Consider the following 19,348-nt stretch of genomic DNA (forward strand, 5'->3'; position numbering starts at 1 on the left):
GGGATCGATTCTGGCAACCACACATAACCAGCGCCGACCCATCCAGGCATCGGCACTCCACATCCCAACCAGCGCTATTGCCCCACGCTGCCCTGATAAACACCCACATCCAACCCTTCAAACCGCGCCTTCAACTGCAACGCCAGATACAGCGAATAATGCCGCGACTGATGCAAATTACCCCCGTGAAACCACAAATTATCCTGCCGTGTCGGCTTCCACATATTGCGCAATTCCCCCTCGTACGGACCCGGATCGTTGGTCGTGCCAGACCCAAGCCCCCAGCAACGCCCGACCTTGTCAGCGACCTCCTGGGAAATCAGCTTCGCCGCCCAGCCATTCATCGAGCCATACCCGGTGGCATAGACGATCAGATCCGCCGCAAGTCGGCTGCCGTCATTGAGCACCACCGCGTCCGCTTCGATGTGATCGACGCCCAGCCCCGGCGCGCTCTTGAGCTTGATGGTGCCGTTGGCGATCAGCTCGGACGCGCCGACGTCGATGTAATAACCAGAGCCACGGCGCACGTACTTCAAAAACAGGCCGGATTCGTCATCACCGAAATCGAGCATGAAACCGGCCTTGGCCAAGCGCTCATAAAAGTCTTTGTCGCGGGTTTTGATCGCGTCGAAGATTGGTGTGTGAAAGCTCGGCATGACCTTGTACGGAATCGAGGCAAACAACATGTCGGCCTTGTCGGTGGTCAAGCCTGCCTCCAGCGCGTCTTCGGAATAGAGCCCGCCGAACACCAGTTCCATCAAGCTGTCGGAGCGCACGATGTGCGTGCTCGAGCGTTGCACCATAGTCACTTCGGCGCCGTTCTCCACAAGGTCGGCGCAAATGTCGTGGGCCGAGTTGTTCGCACCGATGACCACCGCACGCTTGCCGCGCCAGGCGTCGCCGCCGGGATGGCGGCTGGAATGATGTTGCTGCCCTTGAAACACGTCGGCACCGGGAAAGCGCGGCACGTTGGGCACGCCGGACATGCCAGTGGCGAGGATCAGTTGCGTCGGTTTCAGCGTCAGCTGTTCGCCGTCACGCAGCACCTCAACCGTCCAGGTCTGGGTCTGCTCATCGAACCCGGCACTCAGGCATTCTGTGCGCGACCAGTAATCGAGCTCCATGACCTTGCTGTACATCTCCAGCCAGTCGCCAATCTGGTCTTTAGGCGTAAACACCGGCCAGTGATCGGGGAAGGGCAGGTACGGCATGTGGTCGTACCAGACCGGGTCATGCAGGCACAGCGACTTGTAGCGCCCGCGCCACTGATCGCCGGGCCGTTCGGCCTTGTCGACAATCAGCGTCGGCACGCCCAGACGCTTGAGCCGCGCGGCGAGGCCGAGTCCGCCCTGACCGCCACCGACAATCAGGCAATACGGTTGGGTGGTAATGCCCAGCGCCGCTTGTTCATCGCGGCGGCGTTCCAGCCAATTACGTTTGTCGGCATGAGCGTGTCCATGGTTGGCGCCCATTGGCCGGCGGCGGCCGCTGGGTTCTTCGAAACCCTTGAGTTCGCGCATGGTCGTCAGCAACGTCCAGCACAGGCCATCCTTGAGCCGCACGTAACCCTTGCCGCGCGCGGCTTCGGTTTCCAGGCTCATCCAGCCTTCGAGCACGCCGTCGGTCAGCGTGGCCTCACCGTCGAGTTTCCATTGTTGTGGCTGGGTCTGCTCGAGGCGGGTTTCGAGCAGGTCGCGGATGGCCGGTTTGCCTTCAAGCGTCACCAGGTTCCAGCTGAACAGCAGCAGGTCACGCCAGTAGCATTCGTCGGCAAACAGCTCCAGCGTTGCGTCCACACTCCTTTGGGCGAGGCGTTCGCCGAGGGTTTCGATCCAGGCAGCGAGTTGCGCGGTCGGCGTTTGCAGGGGCGCATCGATAGCGATGTTCATAGGGCTTCTCCGATCTTGTTGTTGTAGGAACAACAGCCCCGGAGCAAGGCTCGGGCCATCTTCGGCAAAGCCCCGTGGCAGAGCGGTTGGCGCCGTAGGTCGCCAATCGTGTATCGGCGGAGTGTCACGAATCCGGGAATGGGCGATGACACTGTGTCACGCCGGGCAAAAACGCCGGTTTCGGACTTTTCATATAAGCTGCAAACAGTCCCGTGTCCGACCGTAGCGGAGAACAACAACAATGAAACCGGCCTTGATCAACGCCCATGCACAGCAAGTGCTGCAAGCCGTGCAGGGTAGCGTCGCCAGTCATAACCCCGTTGCTGACCTGGCGATCACTCGCTCGTGGCGCCGCTGTCTGGATCAATACCGCCTCGACCCCGCCAGCCGCCGTGCGCCGGATGTGGTCGAGCAAGCGCGTTTGCAGGATCACCGCGCGCCGCTGGAACACATCATTGCCGTGGCGCACTGGCAGATGAACAGCCTGCACCAGCAGCTGGGGCGTGACGGCCATGTGGTGTTGCTCACCGATGCGCGCGGCGTGGCGATCGACAGCGTGTTCAACGATGCCGAACGCGCCGGGTTCCAGCGGGCCGGATTGTGGCTGGGTTCGGTGTGGAGCGAGGAGCACGAAGGCACCAACGGGGTCGGTACCTGTCTGGTCGAGCGCCAGCACGTGACCATCCGCCGCGACGAGCATTTTCGCGGCAAGCACGTCGGCCTGACGTGTTCGGCCAGTCCGATCTTCGACCCGAGCGGCGAATTGCTTGCTGTGCTCAATCTGTCCTCGGTGCGCGAGGAGCAGAGCCTCGAACAGCGTTTCAAAGCCATGGCGCTGACCAATCTGTCGGCCAAGCTGATCGAAAGCTGTTTTTTTCTCGGGCATGATCCGCAGCGCTATCTGCTGCGCTTCCACCCGGATGCTGGCTTTGTCGGACTGCTGGGCGAAGGGCTGCTCAGCTTCGATGAGAATGCGCGGATCTGCTCGATCAACGACGCGGGTCTGGAACTGCTTGGCCTCAATCGCGAGGCGATCATCGGTCAGCCGCTGACGCTGCTGCTGGAGACACCGATTGATCAACTGATGAGTCACGCTGGCGCACAACCCAGCGTCTGTTGGCCGCTGCGCCTGGCTGACGGTCGGCAGCTTTATGCCCAATTGCGCGAACCGCTGCGCCGGCCACAACCGGCGATTCCCGCAGTCATCCCTGTCAACGACGCGCGCGTCTGTCTGGAAGACCCGCGCCTGCAACGCGGTTTTGCCCGCGCGCTGCGAGTGCTGGAACGCGACGTGCCGGTGTTCCTTCAGGGCGAAACCGGCACCGGTAAAGAAGCCTTCGCGGCGGCGCTGCATCGCGCCAGCTCGCGAGCGAGCCAGCCGTTTGTGGCGATCAATTGCGCGGCGATTCCGGAGACGCTGATTGAGAGCGAGCTGTTCGGCTATCGCGGCGGCAGCTTCACCGGGGCGCGCAAGGAAGGCATGCTCGGCAAGCTCGAACAGGCCCATGGCGGCATTCTGTTTCTCGATGAAATCGCCGACATGCCCTTGGCCCTGCAGACGCGCCTGCTGCGTGTGCTGGAGGAGCGCCAGGTGGTGCCGCTGGGCGCCACAACCGCACGTTCACTCGATATACGCCTGATCAGCGCCAGCCATCAAAATCTGCAGACTTGCGTGACCGAAGGACGTTTGCGCGAAGATCTTTTCTACCGCATCGGCGGCTTTGCGGTGCAACTGCCAGCGCTGCGCGAGCGATCGGACAAGGGCCAGTTGTTCGATCTGCTGGTGCGTGAGGAAGCGGCCGGTATGCGCGTCCGACTGGACGCCGGGGTCAAGGAGCGCCTGCTCAAGCAGCCTTGGCCCGGCAACGTTCGGCAACTGCGCACGTGCCTGCGGACTTTGGTTGCATTGGCGATAGAAGGGCGCATCAGCCTCGATGATCTGCACGAATTATTGCCGGAGGCGGCAGACAACACAGCGATCACGGAAAACCCTTTGCGCGTGTCTGAACGACAGACCCTGCTGACCTTGATCGAAACCGAGCATTGGCATATCGCCCGGGTCGCCGCGCGACTGGGCATCAGCCGCAATACGCTTTATCGCAAGTTGCGTCAGCACGGGATAACGCGGCCCGGTTGACCGCGGACGATCTCGGCAGGTGCGCAACGCCCCATCCTCCGATACCTGAACCAAGAGGCAAACGCTCATGTTGAAAGCCTGCACCCTCCTGTTATGCCTCGCCCTGGCCAGTTGCAGCGGAGTCGACGTGCGCAGCTACAGCCAGGAAAAACCCACGCTGGAACTGCGCGAATTCTTCGAGGGCCGGGTCGAGGCCTGGGGGATTTTCCAGAAGCGTTCGGGTGAAGTCGCCAAGCGCTTTCATGTGGTGATCAACGGCCACTCCGAAGGCAACAAGCTGATCCTCGACGAGTCGTTTACTTACAGCGACGGCACGAAGCAGAAACGCGTCTGGACCCTGACCCCGGACGGACCCGGCCAATGGCGTGGCACCGCCGGTGATGTGGTCGGCGAGGCGCGTGGCGAGACGGCCGGAAACGCCTTGCGCTGGCGGTATGTGCTGCGCTTGCCGGTGGACGGCGAGGAGTACGACGTCGAGCTCGATGACTGGATGTACCTGATGGACGACAAGACGCTGATCAATCGCTCGTACATGAGCAAGTTTGGCGTTGAGGTCGGTCAGATCACTCTGTTTTTCCGTAAATAAGCGCTGACGAAGGGGCCCGTCCGAATCACCGAGACGCGTTGCGCTTTGGACTACACTCGTAGCTCCAACCGGCGAGCATGCTCGCCTGTCTCGTCGCAGTGCAGGCGGAGAATGGCGATGAAACCAGTGGCTGACGCAGCAGAACCTTCTCCCTGGCATGACGGAGAGCTGGCGTTGCAGCGTTCCGTGGGCGCGGTGGAGATCATGGCGGGGCCGGGACAACGGCAAATGGCACGCACCTGGATGCCCGATCAGCACCGTGATTTTTACGCCCATCTGCCGTTTATCGTGGTCGGCGCGGTTGATCCGCAAGGTGAGCCATGGGCGACCATCCGCTGCGGTCAGCCCGGTTTCATGACGTCTCCTGATCCCGAAACCCTGCACCTGACCGTACCGCGCGAGCCCACCGATCCGGCCGAAAGTGGCCTGAACGACGGCGATGCGATCGGCCTTTTGGGCATCGAATTGCACACGCGGCGACGCAATCGCATGAACGGCATCGTCCGGCGCCAAGGCGACGACAGCTTTGCCGTCACCGTCAGCCAGGCTTACGGCAACTGCCCGCGATACATCAACCTGCGTCAGTTCAGCTTTGCCGATGAGCCGGTCGGCGACGTCAGCGAAACCACCACGCTGGACGCGCGCGCGCGTGAACTGATCAGCGCGGCCGATTGCTTCTACGTCGCCAGTTACATCGTGCGCGACGGCGCGCGGCAGGTCGATGTTTCACATCGCGGCGGCAAACCCGGATTCGTGCGCATTGATGAGGAGGGCGTGCTGACCATTCCGGATTTCTCCGGAAACCTGTTCTTCAACACCTTGGGCAATATGCTTGTCAACCCGCGGGCAGGGTTGACCTTCATCGACTTCGACAGCGGTGATCTGCTGCAAATGAACGGTCAGTCGGAGATCATTCTCGACAGCCCGGAAATCGTCGCCTTTCAAGGCGTCGAGCGCTTGTGGCGCTTCACGCCGCAGCGGATTGTCCGCCGGCAGAAGGCGATCCCGCTGCGCTGGGCGAGCGTGGCCGATGGCGACTCGCCGAACTCGTTGATGACTGGCAGTTGGGCGCAAGCCGCCGAGCGCTTGAAGGCCGAAGCGTTGCGCGATACCTGGCGCTGGTTACGGCTGGTGCGGGTCGTCGACGAGAGCCAGAGCATCCGCTCGTTCTATTTCGAATCCACCGATGGCGCGGCGTTGCCTCGCTTCTCCGCCGGGCAACACCTGCCTTTGCGCTTGCAACTGGACGGCCAGAAAGCGCCAGCCATTCGCACCTACAGCCTGTCGAGCGCGCCCTCGGATGATTTTGTGCGCATCAGCGTCAAGCGCGATGGCAGTGTGTCTTCACACCTGCACGCGCATTTCAAACCCGGTGACACCATCGAAGCGCGCGCGCCGCAAGGGCATTTCACCGTTGATCCGACGCAGCGGCGTCCGCTGGTGCTGATTGCCGCCGGCGTGGGCGTTACGCCGCTGTTGTCGATGCTGCGCGAAGTGATTTATGAAGGTCGACGCATCAACCGCATACGTCCGACCTGGTTTGTCCAGAGTGCGCGATCCGTAGCCGATCTGGCCTTTGGCGAAGAAATCAGCGAACTCGCGCGCCTGGGCGGCGACAAGGTGCGCGTGCTGCGCCTGATCAGCCAGCCGGAAACCGATGCGCGCGAAGGCGAGGGCTTTGAACTGGCCGGGCGGATCGACCTGCAGGTGCTGAAAAATCTGCTGCCGCTCGACGATTACGACTTTTACCTGTGCGGCCCCGGCGCCTTCACGCAAGCGTTGTATGACGGCCTGCGCACGCTGCGCATCCACGACGAGCGCATTCACGCAGAAACCTTCGGCCCGTCGACGCTGGTGCGGGATCTGGAAACGCTGGTCCCGGCGCAGCAGCAAGTGGCGAAATCCAGCAAACCGGTGAAAGTGCTGTTCTCCAGCAGCGGCAAGGAAGCACGCTGGATGCCCGACAGCGGCACCCTGTTGCAGCTCGCCGAGAGTCGCGGGCTGAGCCCGGAATTCAGTTGTCGCGGCGGCTCTTGCGGGACCTGCAAAACGCGGTTGGTCAGCGGCCAGGTGCATTACCTGAACATGCCGGCGGAGACGCTGGCAGAGGGCGAGGTGCTGATCTGCTGTTCGGTGCCGGCGCAGGGTAGCGAGACGCTGGTTTTGGAGGTCTGAAGTGAGGTCCCGGTGCTGCTCATAGGCGGTTGGCGAGGACTACGACCGAAAATCAAAAGCCCCTCATCGGAACGCCGCCCGCCTAACCCTCCCGAAACGTCGGACCGCCCAAAGGGAGAGGGGACTGACCGAAATCCGACCGCCCGCCGATTGTTTCATCCAGCGCAATCAAGCCATGACATCGCTGTGCATTCTCTAAACTTCCCGCGCTGGAGAGACTGATGCCCGGAGCGAACGACCATTGCGGTCATCGCGAATGTCACATAACCGGGAGATAACCATGGCTGACGTCACTCCACACCGCTTTTTTCCAGCCGTCTCGCAAACGTCGCACCCGCTCGAGCGCGAGTACGAAGCCAGCTTCCTGCTGCCGCAATTCATGGGCGCGCTGGCGGGCGAGCTCAGCGCATTCGGCGTGAGCGAGCACTATCAACCGTGCGCAGATAAAAGCCTGCTGGCGAAATTCTGTGCCTTACTCAAGCAGCTGCGCTGAAGATTGGCACCGATCATTCCATCCAGTGAAATGCTCGATTGCTGTCGACGGTTATTCCGCCGTTTTACTACCGAGAGCAAGATCAGCCCATCGACGCGATCACCGGGTCGAACCCAATAACAACCGGAGTACGCCACCATGTCCCAGCAACCGATCAAACTGTATCGCCACCCATTGTCCGGCCATGCGCATCGCGTCGAATTAATGCTGTCATTGCTCGGCCAGCCCACCGAACTGGTGTTCGTCGACCTGATGAAAGGCGCCCACAAAACCCCTGAATTTCTCGCGCTGAACCGGTTCGGCCAGGTGCCGGTGATCGACGACAACGGCACCGTGCTGGCGGACTCGAATGCGATTCTGGTGTACCTCGCCGCGAAATACGGCAACGGCGAGTGGCTGCCCAGCGATCCAGACGCCCTGGCCAAGGTTCAGCGCTGGTTGTCGGTGGCTGCCGGGCAGATCAGTTCAGGACCGGCTACGGCGCGACTGATCACGGTGTTCGGCGCCGGTTACAACGCTGAAGACGCAATCAGCAAATCGCATAACCTGCTCAAGGTGATGGAAGACGAGTTGGCCAAGAGCCGATTCCTTGCCGGCGACGAGCCGACTGTTGCCGATGTCGCGGCCTACACCTATGTGTCACACGCCCCGGAAGGCAATGTCGCGCTGACCGATTACCCGCATGTTCGTGCCTGGCTGAGCAGCATTGAAGCGTTGCCCAACTTCGTCGGTATGCAGCGCAGTGCCGTTGGCTTGCAGCACGCCTGAGCCAAGCGGCGAAGCCGCCCGGCCTCTGCGCCGGGCGCGCCTTTGTTCTTACTTCCCCGCAGGTGCCACAACCTCACGCACAAGGTCAATGAACGCGCGCAACCCTGCCGGCATATGCCGATTGGCCGGGTAATACAGGCGCAGGCCGGGGTACTGCGGTGTCCAGTCTTCCAGTACGCGAACCAGTTTCCCCGAAGCGATATGGGCAGCTGCAGCGAACTCATTGCTCCAGGCAATTCCCGCACCTTGCAGCGCCGCCTCCAGCATCAGGTGATGACTGTCGAGGGTCAGCGCTCCGCTGACATCCACCGCGTGCTCGACGCCACGCTTGTGAAACTCCCACTTGTAGATCGCCCCGCTGGGGAAACGCACACGGATGCAGTCGTACGCGAGCAGATCCGCCGGGACCCGAGGTTTTGTTCGGTTGGCAAAGTACGCCGGCGCCGCGACCACGGCAAAGCGCAACGGCGGGGTGATCGCCACGGCAATCATGTCCTGCGGCACGCTTTCGGCCAGACGAATGCCGGCGTCGAAACCACCGGCGACGATGTCGACCAGGCTGCGGTCGGTGACGATGTCGACACGCATGTCCGGATAGCGCTTGAGGAACTGCAGAATGATCGGCGTCAGCACCATTTCTGCGGCACCTTCGGAGGTGTTCAGGCGCAGGGTGCCGGCCGGCGCATCGCGAAATTCACTGACCGCATCCATGGCGGCAGAAATATCGCGCAGGGCAGGCTGCACGCGAGCGAGAAATTGCTCACCGGCTTCGGACAGCGAAACGCTGCGCGTGGTGCGGTGGAACAGTTTCACCCCGAGGCGCTGTTCCAGCGTGGCGATCGCATGGCTCAGCGCCGAGGGCGACATACCCAGTTCCACGGCAGCGCGACGGAAGCTGCGATGGGTCGACACGGCGACCATGGCATTGAGTTCGACCAGTCCCGGTTTGCTCATTGTGCGAATTCCTGCATCAGTTCATCCGATATTAGCCTGATTGTTTGTCACAGTGCCGGGGCTTAGTTTGCTTTCAGCAGCTGCCAGTGCACTGCACCCCAGAGGAATCAGGCATGACACGCATCAGTACGCCGTTCGCCTTTCATTCAACCGCGCAAGCAGTCCTCGCAGGCGTCGACCTCAGCGGTAAGCGCGCCATCATCACTGGCGGCGCTGCCGGCATCGGCGTGGAAACCGCCCGCGCTCTGGTCAACGCCGGCGCACACGTGACGCTGGCAGTGCGACGTCCGCAAGCGGCGCAAACGCTAGCCGCCGAGCTCAATGTGCAGGGCCGGGGCCGGGTCGATGTGCGTTCGCTCGATCTGGCGGATCTGGATTCGGTTCGAGCGTTTACCCAAAACTGGTCGGAGCCACTGCACATACTGGTCAATAACGCGGGGATCATGGCTGTGCCGGAGCGCACGCTGAGTGCGCAGGGTTGGGAAATTCAGTTCGCCACCAATTTCCTTGGCCATTTTGCTTTGGTGGGTGGCTTGCAGGATGCCTTGGTCAGGGCCGACGGCGCCCGAGTCGTCTCGCTGAGTTCCAGCGCCAATCTGTTGGGCCCGGTGGTGTTCGACGACATCAATTTCGACTTCCGCCCCTACGATGCGTTCGCCGCCTATGCCCAGGCCAAGTCAGCCTGTGCGCTGCTCGCGGTAGAGATCACCCGTCGCTGGGCTGATCAAGGCGTGTTCGCCAACGCGGTAAATCCGGGCGCGATCGCGACCCGTCTGCAGAAACACACCGGCGGCCTGAAAACACCCATCGAGCGACAGAAGAACGTGCAGCAGGGCGCGGCGACCTCGGTACTGCTGGCGGCTTCACCGTTGCTGGAAGGGGTGGGTGGGCGCTATTTCGAGGATTGTAACGAGGCTCTGGTGGTGGATCGACGTCCAGCCGATTACACCGGCGTTGCGCCTTATGCGCTCGACCCGGATAACGCGCGACGCTTGTGGGAAGCGGCCCTGCGCATGATTGGCAGCGCGGCACGCTGAATCAGCTAGTCGTTTGTGATCATCCGCCTGAGTGCGCGCGCGGCATCAAGCCGAGATTGCTCAGTGATCGCCCCCGGATATTGATCGAACATATGCGGGGCACCGGGGTAGACATGCAGCTCGACGGCAACCCCGGCGCGCGACAATTTCAGCGCGTAGGCAACGTCTTCCTCGAGGAACAGATCCAGCGCTCCAACCGAAACGAACGTCGGCGGCAATTCGCTCAGGTCTGCCTGCAAGGCCGGTGAGAACCGGCCTGTCTGTTGCTGATCAAGCGTCTGCTTGCCGTGCAGGCAGTCCCAGCAGAACCGGTTCGCCTGGGGCGGCCAGCCAACCACCCCCGTGGTGACGTTGCGGTGCGGCGAATCGGCCGTGCCGGTGCGGTAATCGAGCATTGGATAGATCAACACCTGGCCCGCAATCGGGTAAGCGCCGCGGTCCCGCGCGAGAATTGCCAGCGCCGCGGCCAGTCCACCACCGGCGCTGTGGCCCATGATCAATGCTCGGCCAGTGTCGACGTTGAGCTCATGTTGTTGGGCAAATATCCAGCCGAGCGCCGTGTAGCAATCTTCAAGCGGCGTGGGGAAGGGATGTTCGGGTGCGAGTCGATAATCGACCGCGACGATCAGCACCGCCAACTGCGTGGCGAGATCGGCCAGATAATCGTCGGCCATTTCCGGTTGCCCGAGGACGAAACCGCCGCCGTGAATATAGAGGATGACCGGACAGGGTGTGCTCTGAACAACCCCGTCGGGCTTGTACAGACAAAGCCGCAACCGCTCGCCGTCGTGCGCCGTGGTCCATACGCTTTTACCGCGAGCCTGTTCCGGGGTTTTGAATGTTGTATGCACGCGCGCCTTGATCGCTGGCAAGGTTTGCAGTGACCAGATGTCTTTGCCAGACGCCAAAAACTCGCGAAAGGCCGGATCCAGCAGCTCATGAGGTTGCACTGTTCTGCCTCCTTTTCTCGGTGACGGGGCGCCTTCAGTCAAAGCGCCCCACACTGATAGAACTTACAGCCAGGCCTTGATCTGCGCACACACCGCTGGCGTCGAAATCCCGTAGCGATCATGCAGGGTCGGCAACGCACCGGCGTCAAGGAACGCGTCGGGCAGGGCGATCTGGCGGAACGTCGGTGTTACGCCGTTGCGCAACAACAGTCCGGCGACCGCCTCGCCCAAGCCGCCGATGATCGAGCTGTTTTCTGCGGTGACCACCAGCCGCCCAGACTTGCGCGCCTCGGCAAGAATGGTTTGTTCGTCCAGCGGTTTGATGGTCGGTACGTGGAGCACCGCAACGTCGATGCCGTCGGCCTGAAGTTGCTGGGCCGCTTCCAGCGAACGCATGGTCATCAGACCGGTGGAGATAATCAGCACATCGTTGCCGGTGCGCAGGGTCTTGGCCTTGCCGATCTCGAACTGATAGCCGTACTCGTCGAGCACCAACGGCACATTGCCGCGCAGCAAACGCATGTAGACCGGGCCCTGGTGCGCGGCGATGGCCGGCACTGCCTGTTCGATCTCCAACGCATCGCAGGGGTCGACGATCATCAGGTTGGGCATGGCGCGGAAGATCGCCAGGTCATCGGTGGCCTGATGGCTGGGCCCGTAACCGGTAGTGAGGCCGGGCAGGCCGCAGACGATCTTGACGTTGAGGTTTTCCTCAGCGATGGCCATGCAGATGAAGTCATAGGCGCGACGCGACGCGAACACCGCATAGGTCGTGGCAAACGGCACAAAACCCTCACGGGCCATCCCGGCGGCCGCGCTCATCAGCAACTGCTCGGCCATGCCCATCTGGTAGAAACGTTCCGGGTGCGCCTTGGCGAAAATGTGCAGGTCGGTGTATTTGGACAGGTCCGCAGACAGCCCGACGATGTCCGCGCGCTGATCAGCGAGGGCCGCCAGTGCGTGGCCGAACGGCGCCGAGCGGGTCGCCTGGCCTTCGGAGGCAATCGAGGCAATCATCGCCGACGTGGTCAGGCGCTTTTTGACCGGCTCGCCGGTCGCAGACGGTGTGTTGGCGGCGTTGCTCATTCGTCTTTTCCTTCTTCGAGGTTGCGCAGGGCCAGGTCCCATTCGTGTTCTTCGACGCGAATGAAGTGGGTTTTTTCCCGGGTTTCCAGAAACGGCACGCCTTTGCCCATTTTCGTGTCGCAGATGATCACGCGGGGCTGGCGGCCGGGGTGATTGCGCGCGGCATCGAACGCCGCGACCAGTGCGTTGAGATCGTTGCCATCTACGCGCTGGGTGAACCAGCCGAAGGCTTGCCAGCGATCGACGATGGGCTCGAACGAGAGGATTTCGCTGGAGTAACCGTCGGCCTGCTGGTTGTTGACGTCGACAATCGCAATCAGGTTGTCGAGCTTCCAGTGCGACGCCGACATCACCGCTTCCCAGGTCGAACCTTCGTTCAGTTCACCGTCCGACAGCAGGTTGTAGACGAAGGAAGACGAGCCTTTGCGCTTCAGGCCCAGGCAAGCACCCACCGCGATGCCCAGACCCTGACCCAGCGAACCGCCGGTGATTTCCATGCCGGGGGTGTACGCAGCCATGCCCGACATCGGCAGGCGGCTGTCATCCGAACCGTAGGTTTCCAGTTCGTCGAGCGGAATGATCTCGGCTTCGATCAGCGCCGCATACAGCGCAATAGCGTAGTGGCCGATGGACAGATAGAAGCGATCACGCTGCTCCCATTGCGGATCTGCCGGGCGATGGTTCATCGCATGAAAATACGAGACGGCGAGCAGGTCGGCGGCGCCCAGGGCCTGACCGACGTAGCCCTGACCTTGAACCTGCCCCATGCGCAGCGCGTGGCGACGAATGTTGTGCGCACGCTCCGCCAGACTCAGGGATGCAGCGTTTGAAGATTGAATTGTCATGATGAAACTCCGTTGATTCAACGATTGACCAAGGCGGCAGGGATGCGCAGCACCAGCGCGGCGCCGGCGAACAACACGCCCGTGATCAGGTACATGCCGATGGCGCTGGAGCCGGTCACGGTGGTGACCCAGCCAATCAGATACGGCGAGCAGAAGCCGGCGAGGTTGGCGAAGCTGTTGACCGCAGCGATCCCCGCAGCCGCGGACACACCGCCGAGTAGCGTGGTGGGCAGCATCCAGAACAGCGAGGTCGCCGAGAGAATTCCCGAAGCCGCCAGGCACAGACTGAGGATCGACAGGGTCGAGTTGCCGCCCATCATGGCCGCCAGACTCAAACCGATCGCCCCGGCAATCATCGGCACGATCAAGTGCCAGCGGCGTTCGCGGTGCTTGTCGCCGCTGCGGCCCACCAACAGCATCGCGGCAATCGCGCAGAGGTACGGCAGACTGGTGAGGAAGCCGATGTGCAGCGGGTCGGAAACGCCCGAATTGCGCACCAGCGTCGGCAGCCAGAAGGTGATTGCGTACTGGCCCATCACCACACAGAAATAGATGCCGGCGAGCAGCCACAAGCGCCGGTCGCGAATGAACTCGCCGACCGAGGCGTGGGTGACTTTTTGCTGGTCGTCTTCGGCCAGTTCGCGATTGATCAGGGCTTTTTCGTCATCGTTGAGCCAGGTCGCCTGATGCACGCCGTCTTTCAGATAGCTGAGCACCAGCAGGCCGACGAGCACCGTAGGCACCGCTTCGAGTACGAACATCCATTGCCAGCCGGCCCAGCCATGCACACCGGCAAAATGGTTCATGATCCAGCCAGACAGCGGGCCGCCGACCATGCCGGACAGCGGAATTGCGATGAACCACAACACGGTCATGCGCGCACGCCGGTAGGACGGGAACCAGTAAGTCAGATAGAGCAACAGGCCCGGCGCCAGACCGGCCTCGGCAATCCCCAGCAGAAAGCGCAGGGCGTAGAACTGCCACGCGGTTTCGACAAAGGCGAACAGCGCCGAGACGATGCCCCAGGTGATCATGATCCGTGCGATCCAGACCCGCGCACCGACCTTGTGCAGGATGATGTTGCTGGGCACTTCGCAGAGGAAATAGCCAATGAAGAAGACACCGGCGCCCAAGCCGTAGACGGTTTCGCTGAGGGCCAGATCGTTCATCATTTGCAGCTTGGCGAAGCCGACGTTGACCCGATCCAGATAGGCGCACAGGTAGCACAGCATCAGGAACGGCATCAGCCGCCAGGCCGTTTTGCGATAGGCAGAAGAGCGCACGGTCGAAACCGCTTCGAGCGACAGGGTAGTCATGGTCTGATCTCTTGTTTTTATTGACCGCCAGACCCTCAGGCCCGGCTGCGTCATCGATCCAGAACCGCACGGGCCACGCAGGCCCGCCCAGGTGTTGTCAGTGAATCAGCATGCCGCCGTTTACGTCGAGGGTGACGCCGGTCAGATAAGAGGACAGGTCGCTGGCCAGGAACAGCGCCGCATTGGCGACGTCCTGCGCTTCACCGAGACGGCCCAGCGGAATGCCGTCGATGATCGCGTGACGGCGTTCGTCCTGCATCAGGCCGCCGGTGATGTCGGTGTGAATCAAACCGGGAGCGATGGAGTTGACGCGAATGTTGTCCGGCCCCAGCTCCCGGGCCATGGCTTTGCCCAGCCCCAGCACCCCGGCCTTGGCCGCGCTGTAATGCGGGCCGCCGAAAATCCCGCCACCACGCTGCGCCGACACCGAAGACATGCAAACGATGCTGCCCGAAGCCTGCTGGCGCATCAGCGGAATCACCGCTTGCGACATCAGCAGGGTGCCGCGCAGGCTGACGTCGAGCACCTTGTCGTAATCGGAATGGCCAATTTCGAGGGTTTTCAGTGGCTGGGTGATGCCGGCGTTGTTGACCAGAATATCGATGCGCCCGAAGTGCTCGATCACCGCAGCGACGGCTTGTTGCACCTGTGCCTGATCGGTGACGTTAGAGGCAAGGCCCACGTGACCTTCGCCCAGGGACGCTGCGGCATCGCGGGCGGCGGACGCATCCAGATCGAGGATCACCACGTGTGCGCCGTGTTGCGCAAACGTGGTCGCGGTAGCGCGGCCGATGCCACGGGCAGATGCGGCACCGGTGATGATTGCGACTTTGCCTTGAAGAAGCATGGAGGAGTCCCTCAAATTGTTTTTATTGGGTCGATCCGTGAAGAACCGATGACTCAGCTTGTCCTCCGGGGCGGGGTCGAGCAATAACGCGAACGTCATTCAATGCTGAAAAAAATTCAGCACTCGTCAATCCGGCTGGCGAGTGATTGAATGCGAACAGCCGAAAAACCATAAAAAATCTAACGGAGCCGCCATGCGCACCGATTCCGATGCCCCTGTGATCCTGCCACCGCTGAGAGCAATTCAGGCCTTCGAGCAAACCGCGCGCTTCGGCAACGTCGCCCGCGCCGCCGAAGTGCTGGACCTGACGCCGTCAGCGGTCAGCCATCAACTGGCAAAACTGGAAGGCATGATCGGCCGGCAATTGTTTGTGCGCGCCGCGCGCGGTGTGTCACTGACGCCGGTGGGCGAGCAGTATTTGAAAGAGGTTTCCGGGATTCTGCACAGTCTGGCCGTGGCCACCGAACGCGCGGCCAGCGATGTCAGCCTCGATTGCCTGCGGCTGCACTCATCGCCGAGCTTCGGGCTGCTCTGGCTGATGCCACGCCTGGAAGCGTTTCGCGCCAGTCATCCGGACATTCAGATCAACCTGTCCTGTTCCTACGAATCGCTGCATTTCAGCCGCGACAAGATCGACGTCGATATCCGCCATGGCACGCCGAACTGGCCGAGCTACGAGGTGCGCACGGTGCGCAATGAAAAATTCGCCGTGCTGACCTCGCCGAAGCTGCTCGCGCAGAGGCCGGTTCGGGTGGCGGCGGACCTGCTTGATCATGATCTGATTCTGTCGGAAGCGACGCTGCTGAAGTGGCCGCAGTGGTTTGCCCAGCATGGCCTGGCGCGACCGGAGCGGCCTTACGCGCTGAGCTTTGACCGCTCCTATATGTCACTGGAAGCCGCCAGTCACGGGCTCGGTTTTGCCTTGGAAAGCACCTTGCTGGCGCAAAAGTATCTGGCGGCCGGCACTCTGGTTGAAGTGGCGCCGGAAGCGCTGAGTGCCGCCGTGGCCGCCCATCATTTGGTGTTTCCCAAGGCGCATTCGACGTTTCCCCGGGTCCGACGCTTTCTTGAGTGGATCGAAAGCGAGTTGGGCCATGGGTTCGTCTATTGAGGCGGATTGATCTCAGGTCGGGATCGCACCGCTGAGCACGGCAAACGCCAGCATCACCAGGCTCACGCCCCAGGCCCAGCAAAACGTGTACATGATGTGCTTGCGCAACTCGACGCCGGCCAGCGCCAGAGCGAGGTAGACGCTGGGCACCACCGGGCTGATGGCGAAACCGGTGTTTTCGCCGATCAACATCGCCCGCGCCACCGCTTCCAAAGGCACGCCGGCAGCGACCGCGACATCGCGAATCACCGGCAGTAAGGCAAAGTAGTAGGCATCGGGTGAAAAGATCATCCCCAGCGGCACGCCGAACGCGCCGATGATCAAGTGCAGGTATTGCGCAGAGCCGTGGGGCAGGGCGTCGATCAGCGCCAAGGCCATGCCGTCGGACATTTTCGCCCCGGACAACACGCCGAGCAGCACACCGGCCGCCATCATCACCAGAACCATCTGCAGAGCGTCGGCGGCATGCGCTTTGATGCGCTCGGTCTGCGCTTCCAGCGAGGCAAAGTTAAGCGGCAGGGCGATGCCCAGACCGACCATGAAACAGGCGTACAACGGGAAAATACCGCTGAACAGGCAGGCGAGGATGGCGACGGTCAGGGCTACGTTGAGCCAGTAACGCAACTGGCGTGGGGACAGCGCGTGTTCACGTTCTTCGGGCTGGGCCAGTGTGGCGTCAAAACTCGACGCGGCGCCCAAGGATTTCGGCAGCCGCCGCTGCGCAAGCAAACCGAGCCATCCGGCAATCAGCAGCAGACAGGCAAAGCCCACCAGTTGCACCGGAATCAGTCCCATCCACAGCGCTGTCGCATCGAGCCCAGTAGTAGCCGCCGCGCGAGCGGTGGTGCCACCCCAAGGCACCATGTTGCCGACGCCCGCGGTCGTGCCGACCAACAGCAAGAGCATGTTCGGGCTCATGTTCAGGCGTTTGTACAGCGGCAGCAGCGCCGGGATGGTCAGCAGAAAAGTAGCGGCGCCGACGCCGTCGAGGTGCACCACCGCCGTCACCAAAACCGTGACCAACGCCACGGCCAGCGGCTTGCCGCCGGTACGCCGGATCAGGAAGTTCACCAGCGGATCGAACAGGCCGCGATCGCGCATGATGCCGAAATACAGAATGGCGAACAGAAACAGCGCAGCGGTCGGCGCGACAGTGATCAAGCCGTTCTTGATGAAGTCGCCGATTTGCGGCGGTGCGAACCCGGCCAGCAGGCAGACGGCGACGGGGATTGTGGTGAAGCCCACCACCGGGCTGATTCTGCGGAGCAAAATCAGCGCGATGATGCTGAACATCATGAGAAAACCCAGTGCAGTGATCATGGATATGGCATCTCGGTATTGTTTTTATTGTTCGATTGGGTCCGATGGGGCGGCCCGGTAAAACCTGTCAGAGGAGGGCGGTCAACCCGGTGCCGGCAAGCGCAACGACAGCAGCAGGTAGCTCAGGCTTTTGCCATGGCGGTCGAGCCCCGGGCTACGATTCACCCCGCCTTCGAGCGCATCGTCGAGAACGAAATTCAGCGCCTGCAGGGTATCGATCTCATAACGCTGGACACGTGAAGGCCGGCGGCTGGCGAACTGCTCGGCGACGCGCTCGACGGTCAGTTCGCGCTTGAGCCAGTCGTAGTGCGCGGCGTTCAGCGGCAGGACCACGACGCTGAGGATATTGCCTTTATCACCGGCGCGGGCATGGGCGAAATCGGCAAGCGTGACAAGTGCAGTCATCAGTACCACTCCAGGCGCGTCTCGATTTCATCGCGCGCAATCAGAAAACCGTGGGTGGCAATCGACTCGCTCAAGTGCCGGCGAACGCCGCCACCGCCAGCCGGGCCGTTGGTGTAGAGGGACTCGACCTCGGCCAGCAGCAGGTCGACCTGGGCGCGGTCCTTGTGTACCAGACCGGCCCTGACCGTCACGTCCGCCACCTGCGGCGCTTGCGCCAGACACTGGTTGAGGTAATCGCCACGGGCATCGTTGAACAGGCTGGCGACGCCGGCAATGTCGATCCACGGCTGCACTTGCGGCGCCAGTTGATCGAAGCGTTGCAGGAGGATTTCGCCGGCAAGCTTCGCCCGATCAACCGCGCCGGGGCCGGCATAGGAAATCTCGGCCTCGCCAAACCACATGCCACGCACGCCCGCCAAACCCTTGAGCTGCGCGGGACGCGGGTGGCCCTGAATACCGCTGATCGCCACGCGATGGGGGGAGAGGGTGGTCACGCGTGCTTCGCCAAGGTCGAGTACCACATCCGGCGTGAGATAACGGCGCGGGTCGTGGACTTCATACAGCAACTGCTCCTTGACCGTGCGCTCGGTCACGCAGCCGCCGGAGCTCGCCGCTTTGCTGATCACCAGCGTGCCGTCGGCACTGATCTCGGCGATCGGGCAGCCCAAGCGCGCCGGATCGGGCACGTCCTTGATCCCGGGATGGCCAAAATAGCCGCCGGTAACCTGAGTGCAACACTCCAGCAGATGCCCGGCGGCTGTGGCGATGGCCATTTTCTCCCAGTCATCCGCCGCCCAGCCGAGGCCATGGCGGATCGGACCCACCGCCAGCGAGGGGTCGGCAACCCGACCGCAGAGGACGATGCCGGCGCCATCATTCAATGCCTGGGTGATGCCGTCGGCGCCGGTATAGACGTTCACTGAAACCACATCGTGTTGCGCAACGTCGAGATCCAGCCACTGCTCAAGACGTTGCTGTTCGACGTGCAACAAGTCATCGCCGAGCACGCAGGCGATCTTCAGATCAGCGTGGCGTCCGCCCAGTTCGGCGCGTAACCGTTGGGCGGCCGCGCGTGGATTCGCCGCGCCACCATTGGTGATGATCGGGATGCCAGCCTCGATGCAGGTATCGAGCACGGGGCGAAGAAAGTCGAATAACCGCGCGGCATAGCCGCTCTCCGGGTCAGCCTGTTTGCGCAGCTGCGCCTCGGCGAGGGTGCGCTCGGCGAGCAGTTCATACATCAGATAGCGTTTGCCGCAGCGGCTGGCCAGATCCTGCGCCAGGCGCAAACCTGCGTCGGGACGATCATTGGCGAAACCTGCGCCACAACCGATATGAATTGTTGTTGTCATTGCGTCGGACTCGGCATGTGTTCGCGGCCATCATGCGAGCGTTGGATTGTTCTGTGAATTTTAAATATTCTAAGAAT

At 62.1% G+C, this 19,348-nt stretch carries 17 protein-coding genes; 7 read left to right on the forward strand and 10 right to left on the reverse strand.

What is annotated here, in order from left to right:
- Positions 1–74 precede the first annotated feature (74 nt).
- Positions 75–1,889 carry an NAD(P)/FAD-dependent oxidoreductase gene (locus BLU52_RS11790; RefSeq protein WP_090283340.1) on the reverse strand — a complete coding sequence of 605 codons (1,815 nt, stop codon included), beginning with the start codon at positions 1,887–1,889 and terminating at the stop codon, positions 75–77.
- Between the two features lie 241 nt (positions 1,890–2,130).
- Here BLU52_RS11790 and BLU52_RS11795 point away from each other — a divergent pair, with 241 nt between their 5' ends.
- The 5 genes from BLU52_RS11795 to BLU52_RS11815 all read left to right on the forward strand — a co-directional run bounded on the left by BLU52_RS11795 (position 2,131) and on the right by BLU52_RS11815 (position 8,048).
- Positions 2,131–4,026: a sigma-54-dependent Fis family transcriptional regulator gene (locus tag BLU52_RS11795; protein ID WP_090283341.1), complete on the forward strand. Its 1,896-nt coding sequence runs from the start codon at positions 2,131–2,133 to the stop codon at positions 4,024–4,026.
- Positions 4,027–4,093: 67 nt separating this feature from the next.
- Positions 4,094–4,612: a DUF3833 domain-containing protein gene (locus BLU52_RS11800; RefSeq protein WP_090283342.1), complete on the forward strand. Its 519-nt coding sequence runs from the start codon at positions 4,094–4,096 to the stop codon at positions 4,610–4,612.
- Between the two features lie 117 nt (positions 4,613–4,729).
- On the forward strand, positions 4,730–6,787 hold the full coding sequence (locus tag BLU52_RS11805; RefSeq protein WP_090283343.1) for a 2Fe-2S iron-sulfur cluster-binding protein: 2,058 nt from the start codon (positions 4,730–4,732) through the stop codon (positions 6,785–6,787).
- 280 nt (positions 6,788–7,067) lie between these two features.
- The gene (locus BLU52_RS11810) at positions 7,068–7,280 is read left to right on the forward strand and encodes a hypothetical protein (RefSeq protein WP_090283344.1); all 213 of its coding nucleotides are present in this window, start codon (positions 7,068–7,070) and stop codon (positions 7,278–7,280) included.
- Between the two features lie 138 nt (positions 7,281–7,418).
- The gene (locus tag BLU52_RS11815) at positions 7,419–8,048 is read left to right on the forward strand and encodes a glutathione S-transferase family protein (protein ID WP_090283345.1); all 630 of its coding nucleotides are present in this window, start codon (positions 7,419–7,421) and stop codon (positions 8,046–8,048) included.
- Positions 8,049–8,096: 48 nt separating this feature from the next.
- Here BLU52_RS11815 and BLU52_RS11820 read toward each other — a convergent pair whose 3' ends face one another.
- Positions 8,097–9,002, reverse strand: a complete 906-nt coding sequence (locus tag BLU52_RS11820; protein WP_090283346.1) for a LysR family transcriptional regulator — start codon at positions 9,000–9,002, stop codon at positions 8,097–8,099.
- Between the two features lie 113 nt (positions 9,003–9,115).
- Between BLU52_RS11820 and BLU52_RS11825 the strand changes: the two genes are divergently transcribed.
- Positions 9,116–10,039: an SDR family NAD(P)-dependent oxidoreductase gene (locus BLU52_RS11825; protein WP_090283347.1), complete on the forward strand. Its 924-nt coding sequence runs from the start codon at positions 9,116–9,118 to the stop codon at positions 10,037–10,039.
- Positions 10,040–10,044: 5 nt separating this feature from the next.
- Here the strand turns inward: BLU52_RS11825 and BLU52_RS11830 are convergent, their stop codons facing one another.
- The 5 genes from BLU52_RS11830 to BLU52_RS11850 form a co-directional block, all read right to left on the reverse strand.
- On the reverse strand, positions 10,045–10,989 hold the full coding sequence (locus BLU52_RS11830; RefSeq protein WP_090283348.1) for an alpha/beta hydrolase: 945 nt from the start codon (positions 10,987–10,989) through the stop codon (positions 10,045–10,047).
- Positions 10,990–11,052: 63 nt separating this feature from the next.
- Positions 11,053–12,075 carry a transketolase family protein gene (locus tag BLU52_RS11835; RefSeq protein ID WP_090283349.1) on the reverse strand — a complete coding sequence of 341 codons (1,023 nt, stop codon included), beginning with the start codon at positions 12,073–12,075 and terminating at the stop codon, positions 11,053–11,055.
- A complete protein-coding gene (locus BLU52_RS11840; protein ID WP_090283350.1) occupies positions 12,072–12,920 on the reverse strand; it encodes a transketolase in 849 nt (282 codons plus the stop codon). Before BLU52_RS11840 ends, BLU52_RS11835 begins: the two co-directional genes overlap by 4 nt.
- Before the next feature lie 17 nt (positions 12,921–12,937).
- The gene (locus tag BLU52_RS11845; protein WP_090283351.1) at positions 12,938–14,236 is read right to left on the reverse strand and encodes an MFS transporter; all 1,299 of its coding nucleotides are present in this window, start codon (positions 14,234–14,236) and stop codon (positions 12,938–12,940) included.
- Between the two features lie 97 nt (positions 14,237–14,333).
- The gene (locus BLU52_RS11850) at positions 14,334–15,083 is read right to left on the reverse strand and encodes an SDR family NAD(P)-dependent oxidoreductase (protein ID WP_090283352.1); all 750 of its coding nucleotides are present in this window, start codon (positions 15,081–15,083) and stop codon (positions 14,334–14,336) included.
- Between the two features lie 193 nt (positions 15,084–15,276).
- On the opposite strand from BLU52_RS11850, the gene BLU52_RS11855 reads away from it, so the two are divergent.
- The gene (locus BLU52_RS11855) at positions 15,277–16,194 is read left to right on the forward strand and encodes a LysR substrate-binding domain-containing protein (protein WP_090283353.1); all 918 of its coding nucleotides are present in this window, start codon (positions 15,277–15,279) and stop codon (positions 16,192–16,194) included.
- Between the two features lie 12 nt (positions 16,195–16,206).
- Here the strand turns inward: BLU52_RS11855 and BLU52_RS11860 are convergent, their stop codons facing one another.
- From BLU52_RS11860 to BLU52_RS11870, 3 genes are all read right to left on the reverse strand, one after another.
- Positions 16,207–17,514 carry a CitMHS family transporter gene (locus tag BLU52_RS11860; protein WP_090283354.1) on the reverse strand — a complete coding sequence of 436 codons (1,308 nt, stop codon included), beginning with the start codon at positions 17,512–17,514 and terminating at the stop codon, positions 16,207–16,209.
- A gap of 81 nt (positions 17,515–17,595) precedes the next feature.
- A complete protein-coding gene (locus BLU52_RS11865) occupies positions 17,596–17,919 on the reverse strand; it encodes an AtuA-related protein (RefSeq protein ID WP_197677965.1) in 324 nt (107 codons plus the stop codon).
- The gene (locus BLU52_RS11870; protein ID WP_090283356.1) at positions 17,919–19,271 is read right to left on the reverse strand and encodes an acyclic terpene utilization AtuA family protein; all 1,353 of its coding nucleotides are present in this window, start codon (positions 19,269–19,271) and stop codon (positions 17,919–17,921) included. The genes BLU52_RS11865 and BLU52_RS11870 overlap by 1 nt, the downstream gene beginning before the upstream one ends.
- Between the last annotated feature and the right edge of the window lie 77 nt (positions 19,272–19,348).

The organism is Pseudomonas granadensis (assembly GCF_900105485.1).
Lineage (GTDB): Bacteria > Pseudomonadota > Gammaproteobacteria > Pseudomonadales > Pseudomonadaceae > Aquipseudomonas > Aquipseudomonas granadensis.